Raw genomic sequence first — 15654 nt, 5'->3', positions numbered from 1 at the left:
TCATGGAAATGCGCGCCGCGCCGGCCGGCCTCGCGCTGTCGCGCGACCACGCGCTGACGCACCCGGGCACGCTGCTCGCGCCCGACGGCACGCTCGTCGCCCCCTACGACCTCGAGCACGGCAGCGGCCCCGCGGAGGATCACGTGCCGGCCGCACCGGCGCTCGGCCTGCTGCACGCCGCCCACCGGCCGTTCCGGCTCGACTACGGCCGCACGGCGGACGTGTACGTGATCAACGGAATGGGCGTCGCGCTCGGCGACTCGGTGATCGGGCTGACCGCGCTCGCCGCGCTGCGCGCGATGCATCCCGGCCTGCGCTTCACGCTCTACCGGCCGGCCCGCGCGCCGCGCTACGTCGACGCGCTGTATGCGCTCGCCGCCGACGTCGTCGCGCCGTCGCGTGCGCTGCCGTGCGCCGCCGACGCACTGCCCGAGCACGCGCCGCGCATCGATCTCGGCAATCACCTGTACTGGCCCGCTTTCGCGCGACAACCGATGATCGACTTCTTCCTCGACGCGCTCGGCACGGACCCGGCCACGGTGCCGGCCACCGCGAAGCGCAATCGCTGGCTCGCGCGGCTGCCCCTGCCCGCCCTGCCGGCCGAATGGCGGCGGCCGTACGTGCTGTTCTGCCCGAGCGCGAGCACCGCGGTGCGCAGCGTGCCGCCGGCGCTGCGCGCGGCTTTCGTGGAGCGGCTCGCGCGGCGTTACGGGCTGCCGGTGGTCGGCTTCGGCCCCGTCGCGCATCCGGCCTATGTCGACGTGAGCCGCGACGCGGCCGATACCGCGCGCTTCATTGCCTGGGTCAGGGGGGCGAGCGTGCTGTTCGCGCCCGACACGGCCGCGCTGCATCTCGCCGACGGTTTCGACGTGCCGACGCTCGGCTGTTTCACGACGATCGGCCCGGCGCTGCGCGTGCGCGACTATCCGCACTGCGTACCGGTCGCGCTCGATGTGCCGGACGCATTGCACGGGCTGCATCGCAGCGAGCGGCCGGACGACCTCGCGGCGGTCGAAGCCGCTTACCGGGCGATCGACTGGGATGCCTTGCCGTGGCCTGCGCCGCGCGAAGCGGCGGCTACCGCCGGATAGGGATGGAGAAAAGGGAGTCGCCCGGATGACCGGACGCACCGCGGCATCCGCGCGCCGCCGCCCGCCTCACCCGGCCGCCACCGTCACCGCCCGCTCGCGCAGCGTCTCCGACGGCCGCTTGCCGAACAGCCGCCGATAGTCGGTCGCGAACTGGCTCAGGTGCCAGAAGCCCCACGCCTCCGCGACGTCCTGCACCGAACCGGCCGCCCGCCCGCACAGGTCGCGCCGCGCGCCGTTCAGCCGCAGCGTGCGCAGATAGGTCGCGGGCGCCATGCCGAGCACGTCCTGGAAACAGTACTGCAGCGTGCGCCGGCTCACGTGCAACTGCTCGCACAGCTCGGGCACGCCGACCGGGCGCGTGCGGTGTGCGAGCACGTACTCGCGCGCCTGCTCGACGATCCAGCGCCGTGTCGACGGGGCGCCGCCCGCGCCGTCATCAGCCGGTTGCGCGCACGCGTCGAACAGCGCGGCCAGCACCTCGGCCTGCAGGTCGTCGCGCTGTGCGTCGGGCAGCGGCCCGCCCGCGGCCGTCGCGCCGTCGAGGCGGCCGCCGAGCAGCGCACACAGGCGTGCGAGCCGCATATCGCCGATCTGGATCACGCGCTGCGCGAACAGCCGCTCGTCGAGCGCACGGTGTTCGACTTCCTCCGCGTAGCGGCGCAGCACGTCGCCGCGCACGACCACGCCATAGATCGAGAACTGCGCGGGTGTCAGCAATTCGAATTCGACGTTGCCGGGCCGGAACGCGAGCGCGCCGGGGCCGATGCGGCACGCATCGACCCGCGCGGTGCCGTCGCTCGTCAGCGGGATGCCGAACCAGTACGCGTCGCCGCGCACCTCGCACGCCTGCCGCAGCAGGTGGCTGGTCGATTCGCGAAACAGCTTCATCGTGTCGAGCGGCAGCTCGGTCAGCGTGCCGACGAAGCGGCCGGCCGCGAGCTGGTCGTAGGTCTGCCGCCAGCCGATCAGGTTGCGCGCCTGCTCGTCGGCGTCGTGCGCGACGCTGACCACGGCCTGGCCGGCCAGCGCGTCGTCGCCCTGCGCGCTGCACCGCGTGTCCTCGGCCGTCGGCTCGGCCATGCACTCCACTCGTTGACCCATCATGTTCTCCTCACCCGCCCGGGACCACGTCCAACACGCAAGTCCCGTGCCGATCCGCGTTGTCCGGCGACAAGCCCGTCATTCAACGCCGTGCGGCCGATGCGCGCCATGCGGGCGCACCCGGAGGCGGCATGCCGCGCACCGCGCGGGTGCGGCATGCGTGCCGCCGGCCGCCCGGCGACGCGCTACGCGCCCGGCCGCAACCGCACGACCCGCGTGCCGCAGTTGCCGTACGCCTGCGCGACCGCCAGTTCGACGATCGGACTGCCCGCCGGCCAGGGCGCCGCGTCCGCTTCCGGCAGATCGGTGCGCAACGTCGCGCGGCCGTTGATCCGGTAGCGGATGCCGCGCACGAAATCGATGAACAGCAGCCCGACGCCGCAGCCGTCGCACGCCAGCGCATCGAGCCGGTGGCCGCCGTGCGCCGGCAGCGCGAAGCGCAGCGTCTTCGTGTCGATCACGCGCACGACCGGCCATAGATCGCCGTTCGCGTCGCGCATGCCCTGCACGATGTCGCAGGTCATGCGCGACGGGGCCGGGCCGCCGCTCGTCGTGCCGACGAACATGAACGGCTGCGATTCGACGAACTGGCGCACACCGATGCTCAGCCGCGTCGTCACGACGTCGCTCATCCGCTCGGCTTCGTCGGCGACGCCGAAGCGGTGATGCGCGTCGAGCTCGCCCGCGTGAAACACCGGGTGACGCGCATAGGATCCGGGCAGTTCTGACATGCTGGTTTCCGTCGGGGCCATCGGGGTGCGATACGGGCACGATACGGGCGCGAACGCGCACCGGCCGGTGCGAATGCCGACGCCAGTATCGAAGGTCGGAACACGAAAACGGCGAAGTGCCGGACGAACCGGCGCCAGCGCATTGCCGCCTCGCCGCGGACGCCGCCCGACGGCCGAAGGCTGGACAGCCAGCGCCCGACCGCCGCACCTTCCACGGCAAGCCGGCACCGGACGCGTCGCCGCCGTCCGGCACCGGCCGCCGTACCGGGCAGCGTTGCGCTGCCGCCCGGCCGGCCCCGGCACTTCGCCCCCTGCTGCGGCGATCAGAAGAACCCGAGCGCCTCGGCCTGGTAGCTGACCAGCAGGCACTTCGTCTGCTGATAGTTCGACAGCGCCATCTTGTGCGTCTCGCGGCCGATGCCGGACTGCTTGTAGCCGCCGAACGCCGCGTGCGCCGGGTACAGGTGGTAGCAGTTGGTCCACACGCGGCCGGCCTCGACCTCGCGGCCCATCCGGTACGCACGCGTGCCGTTGCGCGTCCACACGCCCGCGCCGAGCCCGTAGAACGTGTCGTTCGCGAGTTCGATCGCCTCCTGCTCGTCCTTGAACGTCATCACCGACGCGACCGGCCCGAAGATCTCTTCCTGGAACACGCGCATCTTGTTGTTGCCGAACAGCATCGTCGGCTTCACGTAATAGCCCGTGCCGAGGTCGGCGGCCGGTGCCGTGCGCTCGCCGCCCGTCAGGCATTGCGCGCCTTCGTCGCGGCCGATGTCGATGTACGACAGGATCTTGTCGAGCTGCTGCTGCGACGCCTGCGCGCCGATCATCGTCTGCAGGTCGAGCGGGTGGCCGCCCTTGATGCGCTCGACGCGCGCGACGGCCTTCTCGATGAAGCGTTCGTAGATCGATTCCTGGATCAGGATCCGCGACGGGCACGTGCACACTTCGCCCTGGTTGAGCGCGAACATCGCGAGGCCTTCGAGCGCCTTGTCGAGGAACGCGTCGTCCTGGTCGAGCACGTCGGCGAAGAAGATGTTCGGGCTCTTGCCGCCCAGTTCGACCGTCGACGGGATCAGGCTCTCGGCCGCCGCGCGCAGGATGTGCTTGCCGACCGGCGTGGAACCGGTGAACGCGATCTTCGCGATCCGCTTGCTGGTCGCGAGCGCCTCGCCCGCTTCCTTGCCGAAGCCGCTGACGATGTTGATCGTGCCGGCCGGGAACAGGTCGCCGATCAGCTCCATCAGCACCAGCACCGACGCGGGCGTCTGCTCGGCCGGCTTCATCACCACGCAGCAGCCGGCCGCGAGCGCCGGTGCGAGCTTCCACGCGGCCATCAGCAGCGGGAAGTTCCACGGGATGATCTGGCCGACGACGCCGAGCGGCTCGTGGAAGTGATACGCGACGGTGTTGTCGTCGATCTCGGAGATGCCGCCTTCCTGCGCGCGGATGCAGCCCGCGAAATAGCGGAAGTGGTCGATCGCGAGCGGCAGGTCGGCCGCCATCGTCTCGCGCAGCGGCTTGCCGTTGTCGATCGTCTCGGCCACCGCGAGCAGCTTCAGGTTCTTTTCCATCCGGTCGGCGGCGGCGAGCAGCAGGTTCGCGCGCTCGGTGACCGACGTCTTGCCCCACTTGCGGCGCGCGGCGTGCGCGGCATCGAGTGCGACCTCGATGTCGTCGGCGCTGGAACGCGGCACGCGGCAGAACGGCTTGCCGTTGATCGGCGACACGTTCTCGAAATACTCGCCCTTCACCGGCGGAACCCACTTGCCGCCGATGTAGTTGTCGTACTGCTGACGGTACGGGTATTCGACGTCGAGGCCCAGTTGTTTCAGGTCAAACGGGTTCATACATGTCTCCTGTTCATCGTGCTTGTGTGAATGCAGCGCCGGTTGGATCGCGCTGCACGGTTTACGCAACATGCGTGCCAAACCGGGCGAGAACGGAACAGGAGCGGTGCGTCCGGGCGCCCGCCGGGGGCGATGCCGGCGCACCGAACACGAGTGTCCCGATTCTGAACACCGGGACGGCACAGCGGGTACGACGGGTGTTCGGATTTTTCACAGCGCAGCTGCGCACGCACCGCTGCGCGCCACGCTCGCCGCATGGCATGTCGCTTGCGTGCGGAACGCGGATCCGCACGCATCGGCCACGCGCCGACCGAACCATGAACCAACCGGGCCCCTTGAGCGACGATGTCGTCGCGTTCATCCATGAACAGGCATTCCTGATCGTCGCGACCGCGAACGCGGCGGGCGACGCCGACTGCTCGTATCGCGGCCGGCAGCCGCGCGCGGACGGTTCGTTCGCCCCGCTCGTCGACCTGCCCGATCGCCGCACGCTCGTGCTGCCCGACTTCGCGGGCAACAACCTGTTCAACACGATCGGCAACCTGCTCGTGAATCCGGCGATCGCGCTGCTGTTCGTCGATTTCGTCCGGCAGACGACGTGGCTCGTGCAGGGGCGCGCGACGATCGACGAAGAGGCGGGAAGCCGCGCGCAGCTGTGGCCGGATGCGCTGCGTTATGTGGTCGTTGACGTGGAAAGCGCGCACGCGCGGGCCGATGCGGAATTGCCGCCGCTCGTGCTGGCGTGAGGCGCCGCACCATGCCGTCGTTGCGGCAAGGCGCGCGTGCCTGGGCCGGTGAGGCGCTGCGGCCGCTCGTGCTGGTGTGAGTTGCCGCACCATGCCGCCGTCGCGGCAAGGCGGGCGCGCATGGGCCGATGAGGCGCTGCGGCCGCTTGCGCAAACGTGACGCGCCGGGTGAGTCGTCGGTGCAGGAGCGCGCCGGCGCCGTTCCCGATGAACGTGTGCCCGGCGACGCAACGCTCTACGGTCATTCGCGCGCGGGGCCGATCGTCGGTACGCGGATTCGCGCCATCGCAAAATGCCCGGGCGCGCGGTCCGCGATTGTCGACCTGCACGCCCCCGACGACGCCCCGCTCACCGCACACTCACCGCCCGCTTGCTTCCACGCAAGCCGGTTCGGTCCGGCGACGCGCCCGCGCGTCGGTATGCGCCTGTTCGCCGTCATCGCCGCGCGCTTCCGCCACTGCCGGCCGTGCACCGAGAAACGCGAACACCACCACCGCACACAGCACCGTGACGACCGCGAGCCCGATCAGCAGCCGATCGAATGCATGCACATAGCTCGCGAGCAGCGCCGCACGACCGACGCTCGGCAACCCGGCCGCCGCACCGGCGAGATCGCCGGTCGCGAGGCGCGCGGCCGCCCGCAGCGTCGCGTCGGATGTTCCCGTCGCCGCCTGCCGCAAATCGGCGTGCGCGAGGGTCGCCAGCACCGCGCCGGCGATCGCTAACGCGATCCCTTCGCCCGCCACGCGCGTCGTGCTGAAGATCCCGGTCGCCATCCCCGCGCGCTCCTTCGGCACGACGCTGACCGACAGCCCGTCCATCAGCCCCCACGGCATGCCGGCCCCGACGCCGATCGCGAGCATCGGCGCGATCGCCGCCGGCCCCGCGCCGCCGCGCAGCGCGACGCCCAGCCACACGAGGCCCGCCGCCGCGAGCAGGAGCCCGAGCCCCGAGATCACGCCGGCCGACAGCCAGCGCGTGAGCGTCGCCGCGACGAGCGGCACGACGAGCATCGGCGCGGAGATCGCGAGCATCAGCCAGCCCGCGTCGATTTCGCTGAAGCCGTCGATGCCGATGAAGCGCAGCGGCAGCACGACGAGCAGCACGATGTAACAGCAGCAGGTCGACACCGGCAGCACCTGCACGCCGACGAAGCGCGGAATCCGGAACAGCGAGAGGTCGAGCATCGGCCGCGCGACGCGCGTCTCGATCGCGACGAATGCGCACGCGCCGAGCGCCGCGCCCGCCAGCAGCACAACGACGAGCGGATGCGTCCAGCCGCGCGCGGGTGCCTCGATCACGCCGAACGTGAACAGCGTGAGCGCGGCGGTGAACGCTGCGGTGCCGGGCCAGTCGAGCCCCGTCGCGTGCGGATCGCGCGACTCGTGCATGCGTGGCAGCCCGAACCCGAGCGACAGCGTGCCGGCCGCCGCGCCCGTGACGAAGATCGCGCGCCAGCCACCGTGCGCGATCAGCGAGCCGGCGAGCACCGGCCCGAACGCGAGCCCGATGCCGAAGGTCGTGCCGAGCAGGCTGAACGCACGCGTGCGCGCCGCGCCGTCGAACTCCTGCGCCAGCGCGGCCGTGCCGCCCGCGAGCGCCGCGGCCGCCGCGAGCCCTTGCGCGCCGCGCAGCAGGTCGACCGCGAGCATCGACGGCGCGAACGCGAGCGCAACCGACATCAGCGTGAAGCCGCCGACGCCAATCGCGAACACGCGCTTGCGGCCGAACTGGTCGGCCAGCGCGCCCGCCGCCATCAGGAAACTGCCGAACGCGAGCATGAACGCGTTGGTGATCCAGTTCATCGCGACCGGGCCGCCGTGCAGGTCGCGGCCGATCGCGGGCGTCGCGACCGCGCCGCCCGAAAACGATAGCGGCAGCGCGACGGCGGCCATGCAGACGGCGGCCAGCACCCACGCGCGCCGGCGTGCCGATGTGGCTGAATCGGCTGAAAACGGGTGATCCATCATTGCTCCTCGAAAAGCCGGCGCGGATGCGCCTCAAGCGCGATCAAGGATAATTTCGATTCAATCACCGAAAAACAATGCGTTGCTCCGTATATAACGGACTAAAATTCCTCAATTCACCGCATCGCATCCGCTCGCCCGCCTACGTCGATGGAAAACCTGAACGGCATCGCCGCCTTCGTCCGCACCGCCGAAGCGCTCAGCTTCGTCGCGGCCGGCCGCGCGCTCGGCATCTCGGCGTCCGCCGTCGGCAAGACGATCGCGCGGCTCGAGCAGTCGCTCGGCGTGCGCCTGTTCAACCGCACGACGCGGCGCGTCACGCTGACCGACGAAGGGCGCCATTTCTACGAACGCTGCCAGCGGATCCTCGAGGATTTTCGCGATGCGGAGGCGACCGTGACGGCCGCCGCGCAGCGCCCGCGCGGCAAGCTGCGCGTGAGCCTGCCGGTGATCGGCTACCGGTTCCTGCTGCCGGTGCTACCCGAATTCGGGCAGCGCTATCCGGACGTCGAGCTCGACCTTGATTTCAACGACCGGATGGTCGATGTCGTCGAAGGCGGCTTCGACGCGGTGATCCGCAGCGGCCCGCTGTCGGATTCGAGCCTGATGTCGCGGCGGCTCGGCCCGTTCGCGTTCGTGCTGTGCGCAACGCCCGCGTATCTCGCGCAGGCCGGCACGCCGCGGGCGCCGCGCGATCTCGAAGCGCACGATTGCGTGCGCTACTGTTTCCCGACCACCGGCAAGCTGCAGGACTGGGCGCTCGCCGCCGACGACGGCACGCCGCTGAAGCTGCGCACCGCGATGACCTGCAACAACATGGAAGCGCTGCGCGGCGCGGTGATGGCGGGGCTCGGCATCGGCTACATGCCCGATTTCCTCGCGCGCGACGCGCTGGACACGGGCGCGCTCGTCACGGTGCTCGACGACTACCGGATCGCGCCGGGGCAGTTCTCGATCGTGTGGCCGTCGAGCCGGCAGCTGTCGCCGAAGCTGCGCGTGTTCGTCGACTTCCTGTGCGAGCGGCTGTTCAAGTAGACAAGTAGACGGACGGCGCGGTCGCGCCATCGATCCTCACCAATCCGCGCCGATCCGCCTCAATCCGCGCCGATCCGCTCCGCTTCCGCCTGCGGCAACAGCGCATCGCTGTCGTCCTTCAGCCCGACGCCCGTGAGGCCGAGCCGGCGCGCGTGCGTCATCAGGTAATGCAGCTTGTGCGCGGCCGCGGCATGCGGCAGCCCTTCGGGCCGCACGTTCGAGATGCAGTTGCGCAGTGCGTCGTGACAGCCGACCTTCGGCGCCCAGGTCAGGTACACGCCGAGGCTGTCCGGCGAGCTGAGCCCCGGCCGTTCGCCGATCAGCATCGCGACGACCTGCGCGCGCAGCAGTTCGCCGATCTCGTCGCCGAGCGCGACGCGCGCCTGCGTCGCGACCACCACCGGGCCGATCCGCCAGCCGTCCGCTTCGAGCCTCGGGCACACGGCCTGCAGCAGCGGCAGCGCCTGCTTCGCGGCCGCGAACGCCGACAGCCCGTCGCCGACCACGAACACCACCTCCGGCGCGTCGTCGAGCGCCGCGCCGTAGCCGGCCAGCAGCGCGCGTCCGTCATCGGACAGCTTGCGGCCGAGATCGGGCCGGCGCAGGTAATGCTGGCGGTCGGGCGCCGCGCTCTGCACGCCGAGCGTCGCGAAGCCGGCCGCGTCGATCTCGCGGCGCAGCGCGTCCGCGTCGAGCGGCTGGTGCACCGCGTCGCGCGCCTGCGCGTGCGACAGGTTGAACGCGAGCAGCGGCGCGGTCGGCAGGCTGCTGCCCGCGCGGCCGAGCGCGATCCGCGCGTTCGTGAACGACTTCAGCTGCGCCCACGGGTTCTTTTCGACGGCATCGCTCATGCCGAAATCCCCATCCAGTCGTTCGCGCCCGCGAGCAGCGGCACGCGCGCGCTCGCGGCGCGCAGCGCGCCGTGCGCGTCGGCGATCTCCATCGTCTCCAGCCATTCCTCGAACTCGGGCGCGCGGCGCAGGCCGAGCACCTCGCGCACGTAGAGCTGGTCGTGAAACGACGTGCTTTGATAGTTCAGCATCACGTCGTCCGCGCCCGGGATGCCCATGATGAAGTTGATGCCGGCCGCGCCCAGCAGCGTCAGCAGCGTGTCCATGTCGTCCTGGTCGGCTTCCGCGTGATTCGTGTAGCAGATGTCGCAGCCCATCGGCACGCCGAGCAGCTTGCCGCAGAAATGATCCTCGAGCCCCGCACGGATGATCTGCTTGCCGTCGTACAGGTATTCGGGCCCGATGAAGCCGACCACCGTGTTCACGAGGAACGGATCGAACTTGCGCGCGACCGCATACGCGCGCACCTCGCAGGTCTGCTGGTCGACGCCGAAGTGCGCGTTCGCCGACAGCGCGCTGCCTTGCCCCGTCTCGAAGTACATCAGGTTGTTGCCGACGGTGCCGCGCTTGAGCGACAACGCGGCCTCGCGCGCCTCGCCGAGCAGCGCGAGCGAGATCCCGAAGCTCGCGTTCGCCTTCTCGGTGCCCGCGATCGACTGGAACACCAGGTCGACCGGCGCGCCCTTCTCGATCGCCGCGATCGTGTTGGTCACGTGCGTGAGCACGCACGACTGCGTCGGCACGCCGTAGCGTTCGCGGAATCCGTCGATCATCGCGAGCAGCTTCACGATCGCCGCGAGGCTGTCGGTCGCCGGGTTGATGCCGATCATCGCGTCGCCGCAGCCGTACATCAGCCCGTCGAGCATCGACGCGGCAATGCCCTTCACGTCGTCGGTCGGATGGTTCGGCTGCAGCCGCACCGACATCCGGCCGGCCAGCCCGACCGTGTTGCGAAAGCGCGTGACGACGCGGCGCTTGCGCGCGGCCGCGATCAGGTCCTGGTTGCGCATCAGCTTCGACACGGCCGCGACCATCTCGGGCGTGAGGCCCGGCGCGATCCGCTCGAGCGCGGCGCCGTCGGCCGCGGGCGACAGCAGCCAGTTGCGGAAGTCGCCGACGGTGAGGTGCGAGATCTCCGCGAACGCGGCCGCGTCGTGATCGTCGAGGATCAGGCGCGTGACCTCGTCGTGTTCGTACGGAATCAGCGCTTCGTTCAGGAACGCCTTCAGCGGCACGCCCGCGAGCGCGATCTTCGCGGCCACGCGCTCCTCCTCGCTCGCCGCCGCGACGCCGGCGAGCTGGTCGCCCGAGCGCAGCGGGCTCGCTTTCGCGAGCAGCGTCTTCAGGTCCGCGAAACGGTACGTGCGCGGACCGATCGTCTCCGTGTAGGACATCGTTCGAATCTCCTTGCCAGTCCTTGCCTTGCCTGACGCCGACGGCGCGCCCGTTCGACGGGGCGCGCCGCATGCCGTCACGAACAGCCGTTCGGGTCGGCCATCCTCATTCCTCGAGCAGCGCGTCGCCCGGTGCGCTCGCACGCTGCGAACGGGTCGCGAGGAAGTACGCGTAGCCGAGCGCGAGGAACGCGATGAACACCATCGCCACCAGCCCGTTGAAGTACACCATCGTCGCAAGGCAAATCAGGGCTGCAACGATCGCGAACGCCGGGAAGAACGGGTACAGCGGCGCGCGGAACGGTCGCTCCAGGTTCGGCTGCGAGCGGCGCAGCTTGAACAGCGCCGCCATGCTTACGATATACATCACGATCGCGCCGAACACCGACATCGTCACGATGTTCGCGGTGAGCGTCTGGCCGCCGAACTGGATCAGCTCGTCGCTGTAGATCGCGGCGATGCCGACCACGCCGCCCGCGAGAATCGCGCGATGCGGTGTCTTGAAGCGCGGATGCACCTTGCCGAGCCACTCCGGCAGATAACCTTCGCGGGCCAGCGCGAAGATCTGGCGCGAATAGCCGAGGATGATCCCGTGGAACGACGCGACGAGCCCGAACAGCCCGAGCCACACGAGCATGTGCATCCAGCCGCTGTTCGCGCCGACGATGTACTTCATCGCCTGCGGCAGCGGGTCGTTGATGTTCGCGAGCTTGGTCCAGTCGCCCGCGCCGCCGGCGAACACCATCACGCCGATCGCGAGCGTGACGAGCGTCAGGATGCCGGCCACGTACGCGATCGGGATCGAGCGCTTCGGGTTCTTCGCCTCCTCGGCGGCCATCGCGACGCCTTCGATCGCGAGGAAGAACCAGATCGCGAACGGGATCGCGGCGAACATGCCGTGGAATGCGCCGACGCTGAAATGATCGGCGCCCGACCAGCCGCCCTTCATGAAGTTGCTCCACGCGAAGCCCGGCGACACGACGCCCATGAACACCAGCAGCTCGAAGATCGCGAACAGCGTGACGACCAGCTCGAACGTCGCGGCGATCTGCACGCCGACGATGTTCAGCGCCATGAACACGAGATACGCGCCCATCGCCGCGTGTTTCGGTTCGAGCCCCGGAAACTGCACGTGCAGGTACGCGCCGATCGCGAGCGCGATCGCGGGCGGCGCGAACACGAACTCGACGAGCGTCGCGGCGCCGGCGAGATAGCCGCCCGCCGGGCCGAATGCGCGGCGCGCATACGCGAACGGGCCGCCCGCGTGCGGGATCGACGTCGTCAGCTCGGTGAAGCTGAAGATGAAGGTGGTGTACATCGCCGCGACGAACAGCGCGGTGACGACGAAACCCAGCGTGCCGGCGCTCGCCCAGCCGTAGCTCCAGCCGAAGTATTCGCCTGAAATCACGAGGCCGACCGCGATGCCCCACAGTTGCCAGGTCCCGAGCGTCTGCTGCAGCGCGGGCTGGCCGGACGACTTGGCGCCGGCGGCGGGCCGGCCATTCGACTCTGCTTTCATCGGATTCTCCTGAAAGGCGCCGGCCTGCGGGCCCGCGCGACTGAGAATCGATGCTAGAGAGTCATTAAACGACGTGTTATCGAAATTCGGCAAAGATGACGGCTGACGTTTCGCTGACGGCAACGGTGGGCGGTGGGCGGCTCTCCACGAGAGTCATGCACACACCGTCCGGCCGCGCGAAGCGGCCGGACGGCCGACGCGTCACCAGCGTTACTGACCGCCGCCGCGCTGGTTGAACCAGCGGTCGAGCAGCTTGCCGGCCGCCTCGCGGCCGCCGAGGCCGAACGACAGCGCGACCGCCACCGCGATCGCGCCGAGCACGAGGCCGAACGCGAGCTGCACGATCTCGTTCGCGATGCCCATCGCGCGCAGCCCCATCGCGAACACCAGGCCGAGGATCGCGAACTGCGCGATCCGTGCGAACAGCACGCTGTGCTCGCGGTCGGCCTGCTCGATCACGCGGCGCGCGAGGCCCGCGAGCCATACGCCGATCACGAGGATCACGCCGCCCGTCAGCACATGGCCGCCGAATTCGATGAACAGCGTGACGACGTCGCGCACCTGCGTGAAGCCGAGCCGGTTCGCGGCCTCCACCGACGCGAACAGCATCGCGAAGAACACGATCAGCCGCGCGACCAGCACCGACGGCTGCAGGATCCCCGAGAACACGCGCTCGACGCCGAGCACGGCCGGCAGCCCGTCGGCGCCGGCGGCTTCCAGCAGCTTCTGCGCGAGCGACGCGACGAAGCGCGCGAAATAGAACGTGACGAGCACGATCACGATCGCCGCGACGATGTCGGGCACCGCGCCGAGGAACTGGTTCAGCATGTTGGTGGCGGGAATCGAGATCGCGTCGATCTTCAGCGCGTCGAGCGCGGAGATCAGCGTCGGCACGAACACGAACACGTAGACGATGGTGCCGATCAGGCTCGACACGCGCACCGGCGTCGGGCTGTCGAGGCCCTGCGTGAGGCGATCGGCGCCTGCGGCAACCAGCAGGTTCGTCACGAGGCCGCGCAGCACGCGTGCGACGACCCAGCCGACGAAGCCGATCACCGCGGCCGCGAACAGGTTCGGCACGATCGCGAGCAGCCTGTCGACCATCCCCTGCACCGGCGACAGCAGGCCGGACAGCGCGAACGACGCGAGAATCGCCGGCAGGAACATCAGGATCACGAGCCAGAACAGCACGTCGCCGAGATAGCCGCTCATCGGCTGCATGCCCGCGCTTTCGGACAGCTTGTCGTCGACCTTGCTCGCCTTCAGCGCACGGTTCGCGAGGCTGCGCAAGAGCGACGCGATCAGCCACGCGATCAGCGTCAGCGCCGCGCCGCCGATCAGGTTCGGCAGGTAGTTGACGATGTGGGTGACGAGCAGCGAGAACGGATTGGACACCGCGTACAGGTTGAGCACGTTGAAGATGCCCACCGCGGTGACGAGCAGCACGAGCCAGAACAGCCCGCCGGCGATGATCCGCTCGACGCGCGCGCCCTGGCCGGTGCTTTCGTTGATCCGCTGATCGACCTTCAGCGCGTTGAGCAGCCGGAGCGCGCCGGCCCGCACCGCGACGGCGATCAGCCAGCCGATCACCAGGATGCCGATCGCGCCGGCAATCTTCGGCAGGTATCCGCCTAGCGTGGTCTGCAGCGACGTGATGAAGCTGGAAGCATCCATTTCTTCTTCTCCCGAAAAACGTGGCGTTGCGATTGAACATCGACGAACTACCTGCGTACTTCGAAAACCGTGCGTTGCCGCCCCAAGCAACTTACCCGAGAAAAATGACGCGATCACCCGATTTCACCGTCTTTAACTTTAGACATATCTCGACGGGGACGAGACCCCATTTCGGCGAAATTAAAAAGGGGCAGATTTTGTTGGCCTACGCATCTCCGCAAGATTTATCAATCGGCGGCGTGCTACCGTGACGTCGATTCCTGCCGGGGGACGCACGCATGACCGTCGACACGAAAGCCGAAACGCCCGCGTGGACCCGCTATGCAGCACGCATCGCGCGCGTTCACGACCACATCCGCACGCACCTCGACGACACGCTCGACCTGAACCGGCTCGCCGACATCGCGTGCCTGTCGCCATATCACTGGCAGCGCGTCTATCGCGCGCTGTACGGCGAGTCGATCGTGCTGACGGTGCGGCGGATGCGGATCGTGCGCGCATCGGAGGACCTCGTCTGCACGGCGCTGCCGCTCGACGCGATCGCCCGGCGCGCCGGCTACGGTTCGACGCACGCGTTCGCACGCGCATTTCGGGATGCTTACGGCGTGCCGCCCGCGCAGCACCGGCGCGCCGGGGTTCACCGGCCGATCTATCCGTTACAGCGAGGAGAGGAGGACATGTTCAAGCATGAAGTCGAGATCCGGCGGCAGCCGGAACTGCGCGGTTACGCGGTGGCGCATACGGGCGCTTACCTGAAGGTCGGCGACGCGTTCGGGCAGATTGGCGCGTGGGTCGGGCAGCACGGGTTGATCGGCCCCGGCGCAAAGATGATCGGGATCTTCTACGACGATCCGGACACCACGCCCGAAGCGCAATTGCGAGCGAAAGCGTGCTTCGTGCCGGCCGGCGGCGCGCCGGACGTCGAGCCGACGCCGCCGGTCGAGCGCATCACGATCGCGGGCGGCGAGTATGCGGTGCTGCTGCATACCGGGCCGTATGCGGACCTCAAGACCGCTTACCAGTGGCTGTACGGCGACTGGCTGCGTCACTCGGGCCGCGATGCCGCCGATGCGCCGCCGTTCGAGCTGTATCTGAATACGCCGATGGATGCGGCGCCGGCAGACCTGCGCACCGAGATTCATTTGCCGCTGCGTTGAGCGGCAGGTCCCGGGTTCGGGGCTCGGGGCTCGGGGCTCGGGGCTCGGGGCTCGGGGCTCGGAGCGAGCCCGCACGCCGTGGCCCGGCGGCGCCCGTTGCAGGCGCCACGCCGCCCTTGGAGATCGGCCGTCACGCCGGCATCGAGGCCGACGATCGAGCCTTACCCGGCCTGCGTGCCGCAGCCCGGACAGAAGCGCGCGTCAGCGGCCAGCGCCGCGTGGCAGCGGCTGCACGCCTTGCCCCGCTGCGCTACACCGCACTGCGCGCAGAATCGCGCATCCGCCGCGTTGATGGCGCCGCAGCCCGCACAGGCGAGCTGACGCAGCGGCACGTTGCTGCCCGTGCCGCCCTGCGCGTCGGCCGACAGCTGCCAGCCCCAGCCGTGACGATCGCGGCCGCGCGCATCGTGGCCGCCATGACCTTCCCGGCCCGGTCCGCCGTGATGCCCGCCGCTACCGTGGCCGCTTCCATGCCCACCGCCATGACCGCCTCCCTGGCCGCCCAGGATCCGTTTCAGAAAGCTCATCGCCCGCTCCT

13 protein-coding genes are annotated in these 15654 nt (G+C 69.7%); 4 read left to right on the top strand and 9 right to left on the bottom strand.

Features of this window, described 5'->3' with window-relative positions:
• The first annotated feature begins 2 nt into the window (after positions 1–2).
• A complete protein-coding gene (locus DID98_RS21210; RefSeq protein WP_124571373.1) occupies positions 3–1091 on the top strand; it encodes an ADP-heptose--LPS heptosyltransferase in 1089 nt (362 codons plus the stop codon).
• 66 nt (positions 1092–1157) lie between these two features.
• Here the strand turns inward: DID98_RS21210 and DID98_RS21205 are convergent, their stop codons facing one another.
• The 3 genes from DID98_RS21205 to DID98_RS21195 all read right to left on the bottom strand — a co-directional run bounded on the left by DID98_RS21205 (position 1158) and on the right by DID98_RS21195 (position 4773).
• A complete protein-coding gene (locus tag DID98_RS21205; RefSeq protein ID WP_124571372.1) occupies positions 1158–2192 on the bottom strand; it encodes a helix-turn-helix domain-containing protein in 1035 nt (344 codons plus the stop codon).
• Positions 2193–2377: 185 nt separating this feature from the next.
• The gene (locus DID98_RS21200) at positions 2378–2923 is read right to left on the bottom strand and encodes a hypothetical protein (protein WP_124571371.1); all 546 of its coding nucleotides are present in this window, start codon (positions 2921–2923) and stop codon (positions 2378–2380) included.
• Between the two features lie 323 nt (positions 2924–3246).
• Positions 3247–4773 carry an aldehyde dehydrogenase family protein gene (locus DID98_RS21195; protein WP_124486843.1) on the bottom strand — a complete coding sequence of 509 codons (1527 nt, stop codon included), beginning with the start codon at positions 4771–4773 and terminating at the stop codon, positions 3247–3249.
• Positions 4774–5090: 317 nt separating this feature from the next.
• Between DID98_RS21195 and DID98_RS21190 the strand changes: the two genes are divergently transcribed.
• Positions 5091–5519, top strand: coding sequence for a pyridoxamine 5'-phosphate oxidase family protein (locus DID98_RS21190; protein ID WP_124486842.1), 429 nt, complete (start codon positions 5091–5093; stop codon positions 5517–5519).
• A 359-nt stretch (positions 5520–5878) separates the two neighbouring features.
• On the opposite strand, the gene DID98_RS21185 is transcribed toward DID98_RS21190, so the two are convergent.
• Positions 5879–7486 carry an MFS transporter gene (locus tag DID98_RS21185; protein ID WP_124571370.1) on the bottom strand — a complete coding sequence of 536 codons (1608 nt, stop codon included), beginning with the start codon at positions 7484–7486 and terminating at the stop codon, positions 5879–5881.
• 150 nt (positions 7487–7636) lie between these two features.
• Here DID98_RS21185 and DID98_RS21180 point away from each other — a divergent pair, with 150 nt between their 5' ends.
• Positions 7637–8521 (top strand): LysR family transcriptional regulator, encoded by an 885-nt coding sequence (locus DID98_RS21180; protein ID WP_124571369.1) that lies wholly within the window; start codon positions 7637–7639, stop codon positions 8519–8521.
• 59 nt (positions 8522–8580) lie between these two features.
• Here the strand turns inward: DID98_RS21180 and eutC are convergent, their stop codons facing one another.
• The 4 genes from eutC to DID98_RS21155 all read right to left on the bottom strand — a co-directional run bounded on the left by eutC (position 8581) and on the right by DID98_RS21155 (position 13959).
• Positions 8581–9372, bottom strand: coding sequence for an ethanolamine ammonia-lyase subunit EutC (gene eutC / locus DID98_RS21175; RefSeq protein ID WP_044848389.1), 792 nt, complete (start codon positions 9370–9372; stop codon positions 8581–8583).
• Complete coding sequence (locus tag DID98_RS21170) at positions 9369–10766, bottom strand: ethanolamine ammonia-lyase subunit EutB (RefSeq protein ID WP_044848390.1); 1398 nt, start codon at positions 10764–10766, stop codon at positions 9369–9371. The genes eutC and DID98_RS21170 overlap by 4 nt, the downstream gene beginning before the upstream one ends.
• A gap of 106 nt (positions 10767–10872) precedes the next feature.
• A complete protein-coding gene (gene eat, locus DID98_RS21165) occupies positions 10873–12285 on the bottom strand; it encodes an ethanolamine permease (RefSeq protein WP_124486838.1) in 1413 nt (470 codons plus the stop codon).
• A 210-nt stretch (positions 12286–12495) separates the two neighbouring features.
• On the bottom strand, positions 12496–13959 hold the full coding sequence (locus tag DID98_RS21155) for a mechanosensitive ion channel (protein ID WP_124486837.1): 1464 nt from the start codon (positions 13957–13959) through the stop codon (positions 12496–12498).
• A gap of 278 nt (positions 13960–14237) precedes the next feature.
• Here DID98_RS21155 and DID98_RS21150 point away from each other — a divergent pair, with 278 nt between their 5' ends.
• The gene (locus DID98_RS21150; protein WP_124571368.1) at positions 14238–15116 is read left to right on the top strand and encodes a GyrI-like domain-containing protein; all 879 of its coding nucleotides are present in this window, start codon (positions 14238–14240) and stop codon (positions 15114–15116) included.
• Between the two features lie 161 nt (positions 15117–15277).
• Here DID98_RS21150 and DID98_RS21145 read toward each other — a convergent pair whose 3' ends face one another.
• Positions 15278–15643 (bottom strand): zinc ribbon domain-containing protein, encoded by a 366-nt coding sequence (locus tag DID98_RS21145; RefSeq protein ID WP_124571367.1) that lies wholly within the window; start codon positions 15641–15643, stop codon positions 15278–15280.
• Positions 15644–15654 lie beyond the last annotated feature (11 nt).

Origin of the sequence: Burkholderia sp. Bp8984, assembly GCF_003853755.1 — a bacterium.
In the GTDB taxonomy this organism is placed as follows: Bacteria; Pseudomonadota; Gammaproteobacteria; order Burkholderiales; family Burkholderiaceae; genus Burkholderia.
Note: the sequence above shows the minus strand (reverse complement) of the source record. Positions and strands in the feature narration are given on the sequence as shown.

Bases quoted from the DNA above. Each gene is read 5' to 3' on its own strand.
- eat (WP_124486838.1), bottom strand. From the start codon at position 12,285: ATGAAAGCAGAGTCGAATGGCCGGCCCGCCGCCGGCGCCAAGTCGTCC.
- DID98_RS21205 (WP_124571372.1), bottom strand. From the start codon at position 2,192: ATGGGTCAACGAGTGGAGTGCATGGCCGAGCCGACGGCCGAGGACACG.
- DID98_RS21170 (WP_044848390.1), bottom strand. From the start codon at position 10,766: ATGTCCTACACGGAGACGATCGGTCCGCGCACGTACCGTTTCGCGGAC.
- DID98_RS21150 (WP_124571368.1), top strand. From the start codon at position 14,238: ATGACCGTCGACACGAAAGCCGAAACGCCCGCGTGGACCCGCTATGCA.
- DID98_RS21210 (WP_124571373.1), top strand. From the start codon at position 3: ATGGAAATGCGCGCCGCGCCGGCCGGCCTCGCGCTGTCGCGCGACCAC.
- eutC (WP_044848389.1), bottom strand. From the start codon at position 9,372: ATGAGCGATGCCGTCGAAAAGAACCCGTGGGCGCAGCTGAAGTCGTTC.
- DID98_RS21180 (WP_124571369.1), top strand. From the start codon at position 7,637: ATGGAAAACCTGAACGGCATCGCCGCCTTCGTCCGCACCGCCGAAGCG.
- DID98_RS21190 (WP_124486842.1), top strand. From the start codon at position 5,091: ATGAACCAACCGGGCCCCTTGAGCGACGATGTCGTCGCGTTCATCCAT.
- DID98_RS21145 (WP_124571367.1), bottom strand. From the start codon at position 15,643: ATGAGCTTTCTGAAACGGATCCTGGGCGGCCAGGGAGGCGGTCATGGC.
- DID98_RS21185 (WP_124571370.1), bottom strand. From the start codon at position 7,486: ATGGATCACCCGTTTTCAGCCGATTCAGCCACATCGGCACGCCGGCGC.
- DID98_RS21195 (WP_124486843.1), bottom strand. From the start codon at position 4,773: ATGAACCCGTTTGACCTGAAACAACTGGGCCTCGACGTCGAATACCCG.
- DID98_RS21155 (WP_124486837.1), bottom strand. From the start codon at position 13,959: ATGGATGCTTCCAGCTTCATCACGTCGCTGCAGACCACGCTAGGCGGA.
- DID98_RS21200 (WP_124571371.1), bottom strand. From the start codon at position 2,923: ATGTCAGAACTGCCCGGATCCTATGCGCGTCACCCGGTGTTTCACGCG.